This window comes from Novosphingobium sp. TCA1, assembly GCF_009811895.1.
GTDB lineage: Bacteria > Pseudomonadota > Alphaproteobacteria > Sphingomonadales > Sphingomonadaceae > Novosphingobium > Novosphingobium panipatense_A.
Window position 1 is genome coordinate 1 of the sequence record NZ_BLJH01000055.1, and the last position, 14,567, is coordinate 14,567.

15 protein-coding genes and 1 other annotated feature are annotated in these 14,567 nt (G+C 60.7%); of the genes, 12 read left to right on the forward strand and 3 right to left on the reverse strand.

The genetic code is table 11. From position 1 onward, the window contains the following. The first annotated feature begins 357 nt into the window (after positions 1-357). Positions 358-413: a sequence feature (sul1 is cis-regulatory element that is thought to sense ions involved in sulfur or methionine metabolism; They are found in Alphaproteobacteria), on the forward strand. 71 nt (positions 414-484) lie between these two features. Continuing rightward, entirely contained in the window at positions 485-1,966 is a 1,482-nt protein-coding gene (locus tag NTCA1_RS26675) for a SulP family inorganic anion transporter (protein WP_069710279.1), read from the forward strand. 184 nt (positions 1,967-2,150) lie between these two features. Here the strand turns inward: NTCA1_RS26675 and NTCA1_RS26680 are convergent, their stop codons facing one another. Beyond that, entirely contained in the window at positions 2,151-3,020 is an 870-nt protein-coding gene (locus NTCA1_RS26680; RefSeq protein WP_236549595.1) for a hypothetical protein, read from the reverse strand. 99 nt (positions 3,021-3,119) lie between these two features. Between NTCA1_RS26680 and NTCA1_RS26685 the strand changes: the two genes are divergently transcribed. After that, entirely contained in the window at positions 3,120-4,424 is a 1,305-nt protein-coding gene (locus NTCA1_RS26685) for an SLC13 family permease (protein ID WP_069710388.1), read from the forward strand. A gap of 131 nt (positions 4,425-4,555) precedes the next feature. Here the strand turns inward: NTCA1_RS26685 and rodA are convergent, their stop codons facing one another. Both rodA and nhaA read right to left on the reverse strand, forming a co-directional pair. Continuing rightward, on the reverse strand, positions 4,556-5,680 hold the full coding sequence (gene rodA / locus NTCA1_RS26690; protein ID WP_069710281.1) for a rod shape-determining protein RodA: 1,125 nt from the start codon (positions 5,678-5,680) through the stop codon (positions 4,556-4,558). Positions 5,681-5,739: 59 nt separating this feature from the next. Further along, entirely contained in the window at positions 5,740-6,924 is a 1,185-nt protein-coding gene (nhaA, locus tag NTCA1_RS26695; RefSeq protein WP_069710282.1) for a Na+/H+ antiporter NhaA, read from the reverse strand. A gap of 170 nt (positions 6,925-7,094) precedes the next feature. Between nhaA and NTCA1_RS26700 the strand changes: the two genes are divergently transcribed. The 10 genes from NTCA1_RS26700 to NTCA1_RS26745 all read left to right on the forward strand — a co-directional run. Beyond that, positions 7,095-8,009: a hydrogen peroxide-inducible genes activator gene (locus NTCA1_RS26700; protein ID WP_133085186.1), complete on the forward strand. Its 915-nt coding sequence runs from the start codon at positions 7,095-7,097 to the stop codon at positions 8,007-8,009. 149 nt (positions 8,010-8,158) lie between these two features. Next, positions 8,159-9,553 carry a voltage-gated chloride channel family protein gene (locus NTCA1_RS26705; RefSeq protein WP_069710284.1) on the forward strand — a complete coding sequence of 465 codons (1,395 nt, stop codon included), beginning with the start codon at positions 8,159-8,161 and terminating at the stop codon, positions 9,551-9,553. Next, a complete protein-coding gene (locus tag NTCA1_RS26710; protein ID WP_069710285.1) occupies positions 9,553-9,936 on the forward strand; it encodes a DUF190 domain-containing protein in 384 nt (127 codons plus the stop codon). Before NTCA1_RS26705 ends, NTCA1_RS26710 begins: the two co-directional genes overlap by 1 nt. A gap of 44 nt (positions 9,937-9,980) precedes the next feature. After that, on the forward strand, positions 9,981-10,304 hold the full coding sequence (locus NTCA1_RS26715) for a YnfA family protein (RefSeq protein WP_083274940.1): 324 nt from the start codon (positions 9,981-9,983) through the stop codon (positions 10,302-10,304). Positions 10,305-10,400: 96 nt separating this feature from the next. Next, entirely contained in the window at positions 10,401-10,730 is a 330-nt protein-coding gene (locus tag NTCA1_RS26720; protein ID WP_069710286.1) for a helix-turn-helix transcriptional regulator, read from the forward strand. 10 nt (positions 10,731-10,740) lie between these two features. After that, positions 10,741-11,262 (forward strand): arsenate reductase ArsC, encoded by a 522-nt coding sequence (locus NTCA1_RS26725; RefSeq protein WP_236549596.1) that lies wholly within the window; start codon positions 10,741-10,743, stop codon positions 11,260-11,262. After that, positions 11,259-11,687, forward strand: coding sequence for an arsenate reductase (glutaredoxin) (gene arsC, locus NTCA1_RS26730; protein WP_069710288.1), 429 nt, complete (start codon positions 11,259-11,261; stop codon positions 11,685-11,687). The genes NTCA1_RS26725 and arsC overlap by 4 nt, the downstream gene beginning before the upstream one ends. Next, the gene (locus NTCA1_RS26735) at positions 11,687-12,973 is read left to right on the forward strand and encodes an arsenic transporter (protein ID WP_069710289.1); all 1,287 of its coding nucleotides are present in this window, start codon (positions 11,687-11,689) and stop codon (positions 12,971-12,973) included. Before arsC ends, NTCA1_RS26735 begins: the two co-directional genes overlap by 1 nt. Next, entirely contained in the window at positions 12,973-13,716 is a 744-nt protein-coding gene (gene arsH / locus NTCA1_RS26740) for an arsenical resistance protein ArsH (protein ID WP_133085184.1), read from the forward strand. Before NTCA1_RS26735 ends, arsH begins: the two co-directional genes overlap by 1 nt. A gap of 328 nt (positions 13,717-14,044) precedes the next feature. After that, the coding region (locus NTCA1_RS26745) for a helicase HerA domain-containing protein (protein ID WP_159832355.1) at positions 14,045-14,567 on the forward strand (523 nt) is incomplete at its 3' end.

A 14,567-nucleotide genomic window follows, 5' to 3' on the forward strand; every position in this document is an offset into this window, starting at 1 on the left:
CGAGGCCGAAGGCCATCTCTGGCGCGCCTATGCGTCTTCCGAGTTCACTGCCCAGCCCGGGCGCGTTAAATAGAACGGGCACGGAGATGCGCTAGCGACCGCTGGCGTCGGCAACACCTGTTTTCCGTGCACTCGCGGCAGACTGCCTTTGGCCGGTAGGCGAATGTCGGGTTCAGAGAGCAGAAAGTGGGATAGCTGCCGCTCACACCCCGGCAGCAGCCGACCACGTCCGGCCATTTCGGCCTAATTCGAGGAACGGCCTATTTGGACGTAAGCAGCCATTCAGCAATCATAAACGATCAAAATGAGGCGCAATGTTGCGCTGCGGCAAACTTCTGGCTAAGGAAGCGGCAATCGCATGGACCCGGTGCAATTCCGGGTGGCTATTCCGGCCGCCGATCCGCCGGACAACGCACTTCGCACTCCAATATCACGCCGCTCTTCGAAAACGGCGCTGCTGCGATCTTTGCGGAATATCACATTGATGAACATCACACCCTTTGCCCGGTATCGTGCTGAATGGTGCAACGGTGCCGGTAGCGTGCGCCGCGATGTGCTTGCCGGTATGGTTGGCACTTTCGCGCTCATTCCCGAGGTTATTGCCTTTTCCTTTGTCGCCGGCATTGATCCCGAAGTCGGCCTTTTCGCATCTTTCGTGATCGGGATCGTCATCGCTATTGCCGGCGGCCGACCGGCGATGATCTCCGGCGCAGCTGGCTCGGTCGCACTCGTCGTAGCAGCTCTGGTTCACAGCCATGGCCTTCAGTACCTGCTTGCCGCGACGATCTTGGCTGGCATCCTTCAGATCGTCTTTGGCCTGCTCAAGCTGGACGTCCTGCTGCGGTTCGTGTCGCGGTCCGTCCGGACTGGCTTCGTGAACGCTTTGGCGATCCTGATCTTCTCGGCGCAAGTGCCGCAGATGCTGGGCGTAACCTGGCACACCTATGCGATGATCGCTGGCGGTCTCGGGATAATCTACCTGTGGCCCCGCCTGACGACGGCCATTCCGTCGCCGCTCATCTGCATCGTAATCTTGACGCTGATCAGCGTCGCTTTCCCGATGCCGGTTCACACCGTCGCTGACCTAGGTCGTTTGCCTGCGTCGCTTCCTTCGTTCCATATTCCCGACTTCCCGCTCACCCTGGAGGCGTTTCGGATTGTGGCGCCCTACGCTTTCGCGATGGCGGCAGTTGGCCTGCTGGAATCGATGATGACCGCGAGCGTGGTCGATGAGCTCACTGAAACGACCAGTTCAAAGGCGCGGGAATGTACGGGTCTTGGCCTCGCTAACGTAGCTGCCGGCCTCTTCGGCGGCATCGCGGGCTGCGGCATGATCGGTCAAACCGTCGGCAATGTGCGGTACGGTGGCCGAGGGCGCCTCTCGACCCTTGTTGCAGGCGTCTTCCTGCTGATCGTCATGGTTCCGCTGCGTCCTTGGATCGCCCAGGTGCCGGTTGCCGCGCTCGTCGCGATCATGATCATGGTGTCGATCAGCACATTCTCTTGGGGATCGCTGTCGGATCTTGCGCGACATCCCAAGGTCTCAGGGGTCGTCATGCTGGCCACGGTGGCGGTGACGGTCGCGACGCACGACCTCTCTGCCGGCGTGGCGGTCGGCGTGGTTCTCAGCGGCGTGTTCTTCGCCTTCAAAGTGACCAAGCTCATGCGCATCGAAGAAGACTTTGATCCTCTGACCGACACGCGGACCTATATCGTCTCCGGCCAGATTTTCTTCGCCAGCGCCGAGATTTTCGCGGACCAGTTCGACCTGCGCGACACGGCGCGAAACGTCCGGATCGATCTGACAGCGGCACATCTCTGGGATATCACGGCCGTGGGTGCGTTGGAGGACATCGTCACGAAGATGCGACGACATGATATACGGGTGGAATTGATCGGCCTCAACCAGGCCAGTGCGATCCTCGTCGATAGGCACGCACCAATTGTCCGCCAATCCACGGGCTGATGGTCTGCTTATGCCTATTATGATCGTCTGAGTTTCTGCAGCCGGAGCGCTTCAAATTCAGGTCGCTGCCGGGGCTTGCTCACCCATTGAAACGCATGACGCGATCAGCGTTAGGAAAGATAAGCATTGGTTTGATGCCGGGTGAATCGATCAGCCCGTATCGTCGGAACGGCGCTATCTCGCCTCATTCGCGCTGGTTCGTTTCGCTCACCGGCCAGACACCGAGCAAATCGCCTGTCTTGGAATTCTCGACGCGCAAGTCCGCGAAGTCGCCGATGATCATGCACTGCGGTCGTTCATGCAGCCCGGCCCGCTGGAAACATCGCACTGGTCCACCCGCCTCGGCTGATTGGAGGCGGCCAGTGATCCGCAAGGCAAATCCGCGTACGGCATCAAAATCGTCCGGCGCCATCCGCTTGACGATGTCGAGCCTGCGCGCGCTCTTGCCCGCATCGTCTCCAATAAGGCGGGCAATCGCCAATTCGCCCTGGGCCTGACCAGACGGATCGGTGTTGATCCCGCCGGAAAGTGGGGTGGCAGGGCACTCTGGGGCCGTCGACCAAGGCCTGGCGATCCAGAAGCCCTCAAACGCGGCCTTGCCTTCCCCGGTCTTGGTGATTCCCCATAGTGCGCGTTCCCACCGCACGGGGTTGATCCACACGCGCAAAGTCGACTTTGCTTCGTCATACCGCCATCCGAACGGCGCAGTGCGTTCGCCCTCGACCGGTCCCTCGCAGCCGAACGGTAGCATGAGATCGAAGCGCCGGCCCGCCGCTGCCTGCACCGCTTCCGGCAAGGGACGTGAAGCACTCGCCGCGTCGATCGCATCGGCGACTAGGTCGAGCAGTCCGGCCCGATCCAGAGTGGGGGGCGGCGCAATGGCGGTTGGCGCAGGCGGCGCTTCGCCTTGAGGCGTCAGAGCGGCCGCCACTGGAGGCGCAGGTTCGGGAGCCGTGGCGCGACCGATCAGGAAGCCGCCGCCACCCACCAGCAGCACCGCGGCAAGCCCGCCGGCCATGGCCAATCGACTGGAATGGGGGGTCGGCTCTTGCATAAGCCCCTCCTAGCAAAGCATCTTCCGCTCTCCCACCCCGAAGACCATTGGTGCGTCTTTCGTTGACAGACGGCGGCCATGAACCGAGGCAGGGAAGCCATGACGCTCGATCAACTTCTTACCCTCCTGGTTCTGGCGACGGTCGTCGCCGCGCTTGTCTGGGACAAGGTGCGAGCCGATGTGGCGGCGCTGAGCGGTGCAGCGTTCCTGCTAATCACGGGCGTGGTCAGACCGGTCGAGGTGCAGAGCGCCTTTGCCAGCCCCGCAATCATGGCGCTCGCATCGCTGTTCGTCATCGCCTACGCGCTGGAATTGAGCGGACTGCTGGACCGCGCGATTGTGTTGGGTGTCAACCTGTGCAAGCGCATGGGATCGAAAGGGATCTGGCTGCTCCTCACCATGATCGGCTGTGCCTCCTGCTTTCTCAACTCGACCCCCATCGTCGTGCTGGGTGCCCCCGTAATCCGTGACATCGCGCAGTCGCTGGGCCAGTCGCCCAAGCGATATCTGATGCCGCTTTCCTACATCACCGTGCTGACTGGCTGCTGCACGCTCATCGGCACCTCAACCAACCTGCTTGTCGACGACATGGCGCGCGTCGCGGGACAACCCCGCTTCGGCTTCTTCGAGATCACGCCCGTGGGTCTGCCCGTCGCGATCGTCGGCGGCCTCTACCTTCTGCTGGTGAGCGGGCATATGCTAGGTCGGCCCGAGGAGAAGACACAATCGCATCCCAAGGCGATCGACCCGCACGCGATTCACAGCGCTCAGGTCGGCGACGCCACGCTGTTCGCCAAGCCGCGCATCCTGCATCCGCGCAAGGCCGCACTGGCCGCCGGAATATTCGTGGGCGTCATCACGCTTGCCGCGTTGAACGTTGCGCCGATCGCCGCGACCGCGCTGACCGGGGCCGTCCTGCTCATTCTTCTGCGCGTGATCAGCCCGGACGAGGCCTATGCCGGCCTAAAGCCCGAAATCCTTATCCTGATCGCCGGGATGGTCGTGATCGGCATCGCCATGGACCAGAGCGGGCTGGCGTCGCAGGCGTCGGAACTGCTCATCGCCAGTGTGGAAGGGCTCAGTCCACTCGTCGCACTCATCGTGCTCTACGGCGTCACCATGGTCCTGACCGAACTTCTCTCCAACGCCACGGTCGCGGTATTAGTGACGCCTGTCGCCGTCGCGCTGGCCGATAGTCTAGGGGTCAGCCCGCGTCCCTTCCTAATCGCCGTCATGATGGCGGCCAGCGCGGCTTTCGCCACCCCGTTTGGTTATCAAACCAACGTCATCGTCTACCAGATGGCAGGCTACCGCTACATGGATTTTGTGCGCGTCGGGCTTCCGCTCAACCTGATCACTTTTGCCGTGGCCATCGTCGCGATCCAGTCGGCCTTTCCTTTCTAGAGCCGATTTATCTGACGTTCTTGCCGAAAAATTAGAAAGCGCCAACAGCAATGAGCAGCGCGAAAGTGAGCGCAGCCGATGCTCCAGACGAAACCGGATTCCAACTGTCGCTTCATAATCGTTCTTCAAATTCAGACAGCGAACGATCCAGTGCCATTCAGGCGCGATCCGCCTACGTTCTCACGGTGGATGGCCATCAGGATGCCGAGCAGGATCAGAACCGTCATCATCGCTGAGCCTCCGTAGGACATGAGCGGCAGTGGAATGCCGACGACCGGCGCCAGCCCCATCACCATGGCAAGGTTGATCGACACATAAAGGAAGATGGTGAAGGCCAGGCCGCAAGCCGTCAGTCGGGTGAAGATCGTGTCACCGGCGACACCCAGGCGCCAGCCCCAGCGAATGAGATAACCGTAAGTCAACACGACGAAGAGGCCGCCCATGACGCCCCACTCTTCCGCCATTGTCGCGAAGATGAAATCGGTGTGCGCTTCAGGCAGATAGGCCAGGTGGCTTTGGGTGCCATCAAGGAAACCCTTGCCGAACAGTCCGCCTGATCCGATCGCTATTTTCGATTGGGTAATGTGATAGCCCGTGCCCAATGGATCGCCTTCCGGGTCCATGAACACCAGCACCCGGTTTTTCTGATAATCGTGCAGCATGCTCCATGCGACTGGGAGTGCGGCAAGAAGAGCGGCACCCGCTGTTAAGAACCAGCGTAGGCCGACACCGGCGAGAAAGATGACGAGCACGCTCGCCATGGAAATCATCATGGCGGTGCCAAGGTCGGGCTGGAGCATGACCAGCGCAGCGGGGACAGCGAAAAGGGCGATCGGCGCAACAAGCACCGATGGCGTGCTGACATAGATCGCCGGTAGTCGGTGAAAAAACTTGGCGAGGCTAAGCACGACCGCGATCTTCATAAACTCGGACGGCTGCAACCGTATAAAACCGAGGTCGATCCAGCGTTGCGCACCCATACCGATTTTGCCGAACAGTTCGACGATCAGCAGCAGTACGAGCGTGACGCCGTATAGCGGATAGGCAATGTCCATCCAGCGGGCCACGGAGATGCGCGAAAGAGCGAACATCAACCCGGACAGCAGTACAAAGCGAAGGCCCTGGTTGGAAGCCCAGGGCGAAATCGAGCCGCCCGCTGCGGAGTAGAGGGTAGCAAGACCGAACAGTACGATCGCGATCAATGTTGCCAGCATCCCCAAGGGAAGGGTGCGGATGGCTGCGGGGACGAGCGACAACGCGGTAATGCTCCAGATACTGTCGTGGAGGGCGGCCTGCCGCGCCTCTTCGGGGTCGGTCAGGTTGCCGGTTTTGATCGTTCCGGCTGCGCCCAGCGTAAGATGGCGTAGCCGATAATTCCGGACAGGAATGAACCAGCCAGGATGCCGATCTTGGCTTCCGACTGGAGCAACGCCTCACCGGGAAATGCCAAAAGCGTGATGAACAAGCTCATCGTGAAGCCGATGCCGCACAGAAAGGCGACGCCAAGCATCTGTAGCCGGCTTGCATGAGCGGGCAGGTCCGCGAACCCAAAACGGATCGCAAGCATGGAAAACCCGAAGACGCCGATTACCTTACCGATCAGCAAGCCGAGCGCCACGCCCAGCGTGACCGGCGCAGCCAGTGCTTCGGCGGGCAGGCTCAGCACCGGGACGCCCGCATTGGCGAGGCCGAAAATCGGCACGATCAGGAAGCCAACCGGCAAATGCAGGAAATGCTCAAGTCGGTGCAGCGGACTTTTCGTTTCACTGTCCGGACGCGCAGGGGTCCGGTCCATTGGGATAGTCAAAGCCAGGACGACACCAGCCAGCGTCGCGTGAATGCCGGATCGGTAGACCAGCACCCATAGCACGATACCCAGTAGCAGGTACGGGCTGAGACGACGCACCTTGAACCGATTGAGGGCGATCAGCGCGGCGACCACGCCTCCCGCTGCGGCAAGGTCGATGACCGACAGGTCAGCCGTGTAGAAAAAAGCAATGATAACTACGGCGCCCAGATCGTCGATAATCGCCAGGGCCGTCAGGAATATCCGGAGCGACGCCGGCACACGGCTGCCAAGCAGCGAGATAACGCCAAGTGCGAAGGCGATATCAGTGGCTGCCGGAATGGCCCAGCCATGCACCGATGCGCCTTGGTTGAAAGCAACGTAAACAAGGGCAGGAGCGATCATTCCTCCGGCTGCTGCGATCCCTGGCAGGACACGCCTCGACCAGCTCGAAAGCTGGCCATCGAGCATCTCGCGTTTGATCTCCAGACCGACAAGCAGGAAAAAGACCGCCATCAGCGCATCGTTGATCCAGTGTCCCAGAGACAACGGCCCGATATAGAGATGAAGCAGTGCTTCATATCCCGGGCCAAGCGGAGAGTTGGCGATGATAAGGGCTGCCGCTGCCGCGCCCATCAGGACGAGTCCAGCAGAAGATTGCGCATCCAGGAATCGGCGCAAGGCACTGGGATGGATGCGGTGATAGTCCGTCATGCGGTCGGCCTTGGCTGTGGGTCGTCAGGGTTGAGGGTTGATGGCTGCCCAAAAACACCCGCCAAAGCGAGCGACACAAACTGCCGAAGCCGCTGATATTCACAAAAGCGAGTGCGAGGGAAATTGGAAGTTTCGTTGCTGCTTATAGCTACAGGCTATAAGGCATACGAATGCCGACGTTACAGCAGCTTCGTTACCTGGTCGCAGTCGCCGACACGCTGAGTTTCAGCCGTGCTGCTCAAGCATGTCATGTCACTCAACCGACCCTTAGCCTTCAACTCAAGGAGCTGGAAGGCAGACTTAAAGCGCGCCTAGTGGAGCGGACGCGGGCACGGGTGCTCCTGACACCAGCGGGGATCGAGATCGCCCATCGGGCAAGACGGGTGTTGGCGGATGTCGACGACATAAAGGAAGTTGGCCGGCGCGACGAACAGGGAGGCCTTAAGGGCACGCTTCAAATGGGCGTCGTCCAAACCGTCGGTGCCTATGTCTTGTCCGTCGCGATGCCATCGCTTCGCGCATGTTACCCGGACATGCGCATTTTCGTCCGCGAGGATCGTCTGGAAAATCTCCCCTCGAAGCTCTCAGACGGCACGTATGATCTGCTGCTCTTGCCAGAAGCGATCAATCACCCGGATTTCATCAGCACTCCCCTGATCCGGGAGCCGCTCCAATTGGTCATGCCGACGGATCACCGGCTCGCCCAGCAGGCGGTGATTGATCCCGAAGCCATTGCAGGCGAGACGATATTGGTCATGGAGAGTGGACGTCGGCTCCATGATGAGATTGCTGCGCTCTGCAATGATTTTGGCGCGGTCCAGGCTCAGGATTACGCCGGGACGACGCTCGACACTCTTCGCCTCATGGTGACCACCGGAATGGGGCTGTCGCTGCTACCTGCGCTCTATGTCCGCTCGGATGTTCTGCGGGAGAAGCTGATTGTCGCACGGCCATTGTCGCGGCGGGCGCCTGTGCGTCAGGTCACGATGGTATGGCGCAGTTCATCACCGCGCAGCGATGCCTATCACCGCCTCGCTGCCACGATAGTCGAAACCTTGCTGCCGTGGGCGCAGAAGGAAGCATAAGCTCAGGCGCGCGGCGTCCCTTGATCTTTTCCGCTTCGCCCATCATACGGCGTACCACGGTAATGGATTTCTGCCGGACCTTCGGGTCGAACCGCCCTGACAAGGGACGATGATTCCTACTTGGCGCCGCAAGGCAGCAAGGAGGAATCGTGCGCGCGACTTTTCGCAACCTGTTCAATATAGTCAATGTGGCGGCCTTTCTCCGGGATCGACACGATCATGCGATGTCGGTCGTGCGCTGGACGCTGATCCTGGTTCCCCTGGCCGCGCTGATCGGCACGTTGTGTGCCGCATTCCTGTGGAGTCTGGGTGGGGCAACACAGGCCCGTTTCGATCATCCCTGGCTTCTCTATCTTTTGCCGGCAGGTGGGGCGGCAATCGCCCTGCTCTACCATCGCACGGGTAGGTCGGTCGAAGCGGGCAACAATCTGATCGTCGAGCAAATTCATGAGCCAGGGGGCGGCGTTCCCCTGCGAATGGCGCCGCTGGTCTTCATCGGTACTATCGCCACACATTTATTCGGCGGATCGGCAGGCCGCGAAGGCACAGCGGTGCAACTCGGCGGCAGCCTTGCAAGCGCTGCCGCCCGACTGTTCAAACTCGACGCTCCGAGCATCCGCATCGTTTTGATGGCTGGGGTCGCCGCCGGCTTCGGGGCTGTTTTCGGCACGCCGCTAGCCGGCGCTGTGTTCGCGCTCGAAGTGCTGGCGGTCGGTCGCCTGGAATATAGCGGGATCTTACCATGTCTGCTTGCTGCGCTCGTGGGCGACTGGACGTGTCATGCCTGGGGCATCCATCACACGCCCTACCAGATCAGTAGCATTACTGGGGGCGTGGGCGCTCTGATCGTCCAACCGCTGATTCTCGCCAAGGCGGCCGTAGCGGGGGTGGCATTCGGTCTGGCAGGACTCCTATTTGCCGAAGCCAATCACGCGCTCGGCGGGTTCCTCAAGGCTCGCATTCCCTATGGCCCTCTGCGGGCGGCCTTTGGCGGCATATTGGTCATCGCGCTGGTCTGGATTTTTGGCACACGTGCCTATCTTGGGCTTGGTGTCTGGTCCGCCATCCCCGGAGACCCGACCATCGCTGGCTTCTTCACCGGTCCTGCCGATCGGTGGAGCTGGGCGCTCAAGATGGTCTTCACGGTCGTGACCCTCAGCGCCGGCTTCAAGGGCGGGGAAGTGACGCCGCTATTCTTCATCGGGGCAGCACTCGGCAACGCGCTGGGTTGGCTGCTCGGCGCGCCGCTCGACCTTTTCGCCGCCCTTGGGTTCGTCGCCGTCTTTGCCGGCGCGGCCAATACACCGCTTGCCTGTACGATCATGGGTATCGAGTTGTTCGGGGCTACCCACGCCGTTCCGATCGCGGTGGCCTGTTTCGTGGCTTACATCTGCTCGGGCCATAACGGTATCTACCTGTCGCAGCGTATCGCCGTTCCGAAGCGGCTGACACGCGGCCATTCTCATGGCGCTACCCTGCGCGAAGCGCGTGCCTCGCGGCGAACACGCCGGGAGAATAGCTATCCCGACAAGAAGGAACATTGATGTCTCACAAGGTCACGCCCAGCGAGATCGGCATGATCCGCATCTACATGAAGCCATCCGATAAAACCGCTAAAGGCGCGGGTTGGGCGCGGTGGTCAGCCAAGCCGCTCTATCGGGAGCTGGTCGCCACAGCGAAGGCCGACGGGATCATGAACGCTGTCGCTCACCATACCCACTACGGCTACAGCAATCATGGTCCGGTGCTGGATACCGGATTTGAAACGCCCAACCCGCACCTGACGATGTGTGTCGAGTTGATCGGACAGCGCGACGAACTGGAACGCTTCTGTCGGCGTCATGGCGATCTGCTTGCCACCAAGGTCGTGGTCTATAAGCATCTCGAACATTGGATCATTGGCCCAATGAACAGCAATCTGTCCTGATGCAAAATGTGTGATTTTTGAATTGTACGTGCCTAAAGGAGCGAATGACAGCGATCGTATATTTGGCCGCCGCCCTGGCAGAGATTGCTGGGTGCTTTGCCTTCTGGGCTTGGCTCAGACTGGAAAAATCGCCTTTTTGGCTGGTTCCTGGCGCCGCTTCGCTCATTGCGTTCGCGTGGCTGCTGACACGAGTGGATAGTGATGCAGCAGGGCGCGCGTATGCCGCATATGGCGGAATCTACATTTGCGCGTCTCTAGCATGGCTGTGGGCAGTCGAAGGAGTAAGGCCAGATCGCTGGGACATTGGAGGTGCCGCCCTTTGTCTCATTGGCACCTGCGTCATACTGCTGGGGCCGCGATCGGCCTGATATAAAGCTTGATCTTCGATCGTAGTCTCGGTCAACATTCATCGGTCAATCACGATGAATGTTGACCGAACATGATCCATCGGATAGTTCCGATGTATGGAAACCGACGCTTCCCTTGCGGTACTAGCCGCCTTGGCACATTCCACCCGCCTCGATGCCTTCCGCCTTCTCGTCAGACACGAACCCGATGGCCTATCCACGGGTCAGCTCGTTGAAGCCTCAGGACTGACGCAAAGCACATTTTCGACCCATCTGGCGGTGCTTGTAAAAGCCGGATTGGTTCTGCCTGAGAAGCGCGGACGCCAGCAAATCCAGCGAGCGAACATAGATGCTCTCAAGGGCCTCATGCTCTTTCTGGCGAAGGACTGCTGTCAGGGGCGTGCCGAACTTTGCGAACCCCTCGTTGCCGAACTCACCTGCTGCTGAAGGATTTACCGTGACTGATAAGGTCTACAATGTCCTGTTCCTGTGCACCGGGAACAGCGCCCGCTCGGTCTTGGGCGAGGCGATTATGAACAAGCTTGGGGATGGTCGCTTTCGCGCTTACAGCGCGGGAAGCCAGCCCAAGGGTGAGGTCCACCCTATGGCCCTGTCTGTGCTGTCCAACCTCGGGTTTGATACAGCAGGGATGCGTTCCAAGAGCTGGGATGAGTTCGCCGCACCGGACGCGCCCAGGTTCGATTTCATTTTCACTGTTTGTGACAATGCCGCTGGCGAAACCTGCCCGGTTTGGATCGGGCATCCCCTCACCGCGCATTGGGGCATAGAAGACCCGGCAGCAGTCGAAGGTGAGGGTCAACGCGATGCCTTCCTACAAGCACTGCGCTACTTGCAGAACCGCATAGCGCTGTTGCTCGCGCTGCCGCTCGCGAGCCTGGATGACATGGCGACACGCCAGCATCTGAAGGAAATTGGAAAAAGTGAAGGCGCGAGCGCCAAAGCGGGGACGAGTGAATGACAACCGACATCATCATCTACCACAATCCCGAATGCGGCACCTCGCGCAATGCGTTGGCCATGATCCGCAATGCAGGCATCGAACCGCATGTCATCGAATATTTGAAGACTCCGCCATCGCGGGATTTGTTGATCGAGCTGATCGGCCGCGCCGGTATCAGCCCGCGCGATCTGTTGCGCGAGAAGGGCACGCCCTTTGCCGATCTGGACCTGGCCGATATCTCGCTTTCGGATGACGCGCTGGTCGATGCGATGATGGCACATCCAATCCTCATCAATCGGCCGCTGGTGGTTTCGCCATTGGGCGTGAAGCTGTGCCGCCCTTCCGAAGCGGTGCTTGATCTGTTGCCTACGGCGCAGCTCGGGGCATTTGCCAAGGAAGATGGCGAGCAAATCGTAGACGCTTCGGGCGAGCGCGTCGTCTGATGCTGCTGGCCGTTGCAATCTTTGCCGCCACGATCATTCTCGTGATCTGGCAACCAAAGGGCTTGGGCATTGGGTGGAGCGCCATGGGCGGCGCAGCACTGGCGCTGATCCTGGGCGTGGTGTCGCTGTCAGATGTGCCTGTCGTTTGGGATATTGTCTGGAATGCCACCGGCGCCTTCGTGGCGATCATCATCATCAGCCTGCTGCTCGATGAAGCCGGGTTTTTCGAGTGGGCGGCGCTGCATGTCGCCCGCTGGGGTAGAGGCAACGGTCGCCTTCTTTTCGCGCTGGTCGTGCTGCTCGGCGCCGCGGTGTCGTCCCTGTTCGCCAACGATGGCGCGGCATTGATCCTGACGCCTATCGTCATCGCTATGCTGAGGGCCCTGGGATACGGTGACAAAGCAATGCTGGCGTTCGTCATGGCTGCAGGGTTCATCGCAGATACCGCGAGCTTGCCACTGGTCGTCTCGAACCTCGTCAACATCGTTTCGGCGGACTTCTTCAACATCGGCTTCGGCGAATATGCGGGTGTGATGGTCCCAGTCGACCTCGTGGCGATCGCCGCGACCTTGGGGATGCTGCTGTTGTTTTTCCGGCGCGACCTTCCCGGTGCCTATGACCTCGGCCAACTGCGCGCGCCCCGCGAAGCAATCCGCGATGTCGCCACATTTCGCGCAGGGTGGATCGTCCTGGCTCTGCTATTGGCGGGTTTCTTCCTGCTCGAACCGTTGGGAGTTCCCGTCAGCGCTGTCGCCGCTGTAGGCGCTAGCCTGTTGCTGGTGATCGCGGGGCGCGGCCATGTGATCCAAACCGGCAAAGTGCTGCGCGGTGCGCCCTGGCAAGTCGTCATCTTCTCCCTGGGCATGTACCTCGTCGTGTACGGCTTGCGGAATGCCGGGCTGACCGACCATCTGGCGGCGCTGCTCGATCGCACCGCTCAAGGCGGCGTGTGGGGCGCTGCATTCGGCACCGGTATCATTGCGGCCGTACTGTCCTCGATCATGAACAACATGCCGACCGTCCTTGTGGGCGCGCTGTCGATCGACGCGACCCACGCCACGGGCGCGGTGAGGGAAGCGATGATCTACGCCAACGTGATCGGGTGTGATCTCGGCCCAAAGATTACGCCGATCGGCTCGCTGGCGACGCTGCTGTGGCTGCATGTCCTCGGCCAGAAGGGCATCCGCATTGGATGGGGCTACTACTTCAAGGTGGGAATCACGCTCACCGTACCCATCCTGCTCATAACCCTTGCGGCCCTGGCGCTGCGAATTGGACTTGCCTGATGCCGCTTCTCGATCTGATCAACCCCGATCATCTTCCCGCGCTTGATCTCACCTTCGTGCGCGAACGGCCCGCCCTGGGCCTCGGTGCAAGTGATTCCGCTCCCCGCATCCTGCTTCTGTACGGATCGCTGCGGGAGCGGTCCTTCTCCCGGCTAGCGGTCGAAGAGGCTGCGCGGCTCCTGCGCCTGTTCGGAGCTGAGACGCGGATATTCGACCCTTCCACGCTGCCACTGCCGGATCAGGTGAAGAATGACGATCATCCGGCCATCCACGAATTGCGTGAGTTGTCGATGTGGTCGGAAGGCCAGGTATGGTGCAGCCCTGAACGGCATGGACAGATTACCGGCATCATGAAGGCGCAGATCGACCATCTGCCTCTGGAAATGGCGGGGAGGCGGCCCACGCAAGGCCGCACGCTTGCCGTCATGCAGGTGTCCGGAGGTTCGCAGTCCTTCAATTCGGTGAACACCTTGCGCCTGCTCGGGCGCTGGATGCGTATGTTCACGATCCCGAACCAATCTTCGGTAGCAATGGCCTATAAGGAATTCGATGAGGCGGGGCGTATGAAGCCGTCAGCCTATTACGACCGCATCGTGGACGTTATGGAAGAACTGGTCCGCTTCACGATTCTGTTGCGTCCCCATGCTGCTCAGCTTGTCGATCGCTACTCGGAACGCAAGCAAGCAGGGGCGCCAATCGACGCTGCCACCGATCACTCAGCGATAGCGATCTCCGGCAGGTGAATCGCAGCCCTGGGGTGAGGTTGTCCGTAAACTAAACCACCCCTTAGTTGTCAGGGCACCTTCGAGCGGCTGAGCGTCAGGTTTTAGAGAGATTCGTCGTTCCTCGTCGTTATCAGAAACGACTGCAATGTCCCAGCCCCGGTCATAAACGGACTGACCGCTCATTGGCAGGCCATTTTCCCACTCGAACGGCTTGGGTGGGCGCAAGCGTATATCAGTGCCCCTTTCATGTAATGCCCTGAGTCCGAGGCCGAAGCCTCCTCGGGGGCCAGTGCCGAATTGAGGAGAGGGGGAAGGGGCAGGCGAGCAACCCGAAAGGAGCCGCCCCATGTCCAACGTCGTGAAACTGCCGGGACCGCCAGCGCCGCCGCGCTGCGCGGTTCCTATCGGCCAAACCGTCTATGGCGCCCTCGAACTGGATCTCGACCGCGTCCTTGCGGGACGCATGCTTGTCCAGGGCGGGTCCGGTGCCGGCAAGAGCCAGACCATGCGCCGCATCGTCGAAGAGGCTTTCGACTACGTTCAGACCATGATCGTCGATCCCGAAGGCGAGTTCGGCAATCTCGCCGCGCACATCGGCGCGACGACGCTCAAGGCAGCTGAAATCGCGGCCGATGGCCTGACCGCCGCCGCAACGCGCGCGCGTCACCATCGTATCGCCCTTCATCTCGATCTCACCGACCTCGACCCCGAACAACGGATCATCAAGGCATCGGCCTTCTTCGCCGGTCTCGTCGGTGCTCCGCGCGAGGACTGGAAGCACACGGTTCTCGTCGCGATCGACGAAGGACACCTGCTTGCCCCCCATCAAGCCGGTTCCGCCCGCGATGCGGAAACCCGCCGTCTCGGCG

Excerpts from the sequence above, each read along its gene's own strand:
- nhaA (WP_069710282.1), bottom strand. The coding sequence starts at position 6,924 with ATGACGGACTATCACCGCATCCATCCCAGTGCCTTGCGCCGATTCCTG.
- arsC (WP_069710288.1), top strand. The coding sequence starts at position 11,259 with ATGACAACCGACATCATCATCTACCACAATCCCGAATGCGGCACCTCG.
- NTCA1_RS26700 (WP_133085186.1), top strand. The coding sequence starts at position 7,095 with ATGCCGACGTTACAGCAGCTTCGTTACCTGGTCGCAGTCGCCGACACG.
- NTCA1_RS26680 (WP_236549595.1), bottom strand. The coding sequence starts at position 3,020 with ATGCAAGAGCCGACCCCCCATTCCAGTCGATTGGCCATGGCCGGCGGG.
- NTCA1_RS26685 (WP_069710388.1), top strand. The coding sequence starts at position 3,120 with ATGACGCTCGATCAACTTCTTACCCTCCTGGTTCTGGCGACGGTCGTC.
- arsH (WP_133085184.1), top strand. The coding sequence starts at position 12,973 with ATGCCGCTTCTCGATCTGATCAACCCCGATCATCTTCCCGCGCTTGAT.
- NTCA1_RS26720 (WP_069710286.1), top strand. The coding sequence starts at position 10,401 with ATGGAAACCGACGCTTCCCTTGCGGTACTAGCCGCCTTGGCACATTCC.
- NTCA1_RS26710 (WP_069710285.1), top strand. The coding sequence starts at position 9,553 with ATGTCTCACAAGGTCACGCCCAGCGAGATCGGCATGATCCGCATCTAC.
- NTCA1_RS26675 (WP_069710279.1), top strand. The coding sequence starts at position 485 with ATGAACATCACACCCTTTGCCCGGTATCGTGCTGAATGGTGCAACGGT.
- NTCA1_RS26715 (WP_083274940.1), top strand. The coding sequence starts at position 9,981 with ATGACAGCGATCGTATATTTGGCCGCCGCCCTGGCAGAGATTGCTGGG.
- NTCA1_RS26735 (WP_069710289.1), top strand. The coding sequence starts at position 11,687 with ATGCTGCTGGCCGTTGCAATCTTTGCCGCCACGATCATTCTCGTGATC.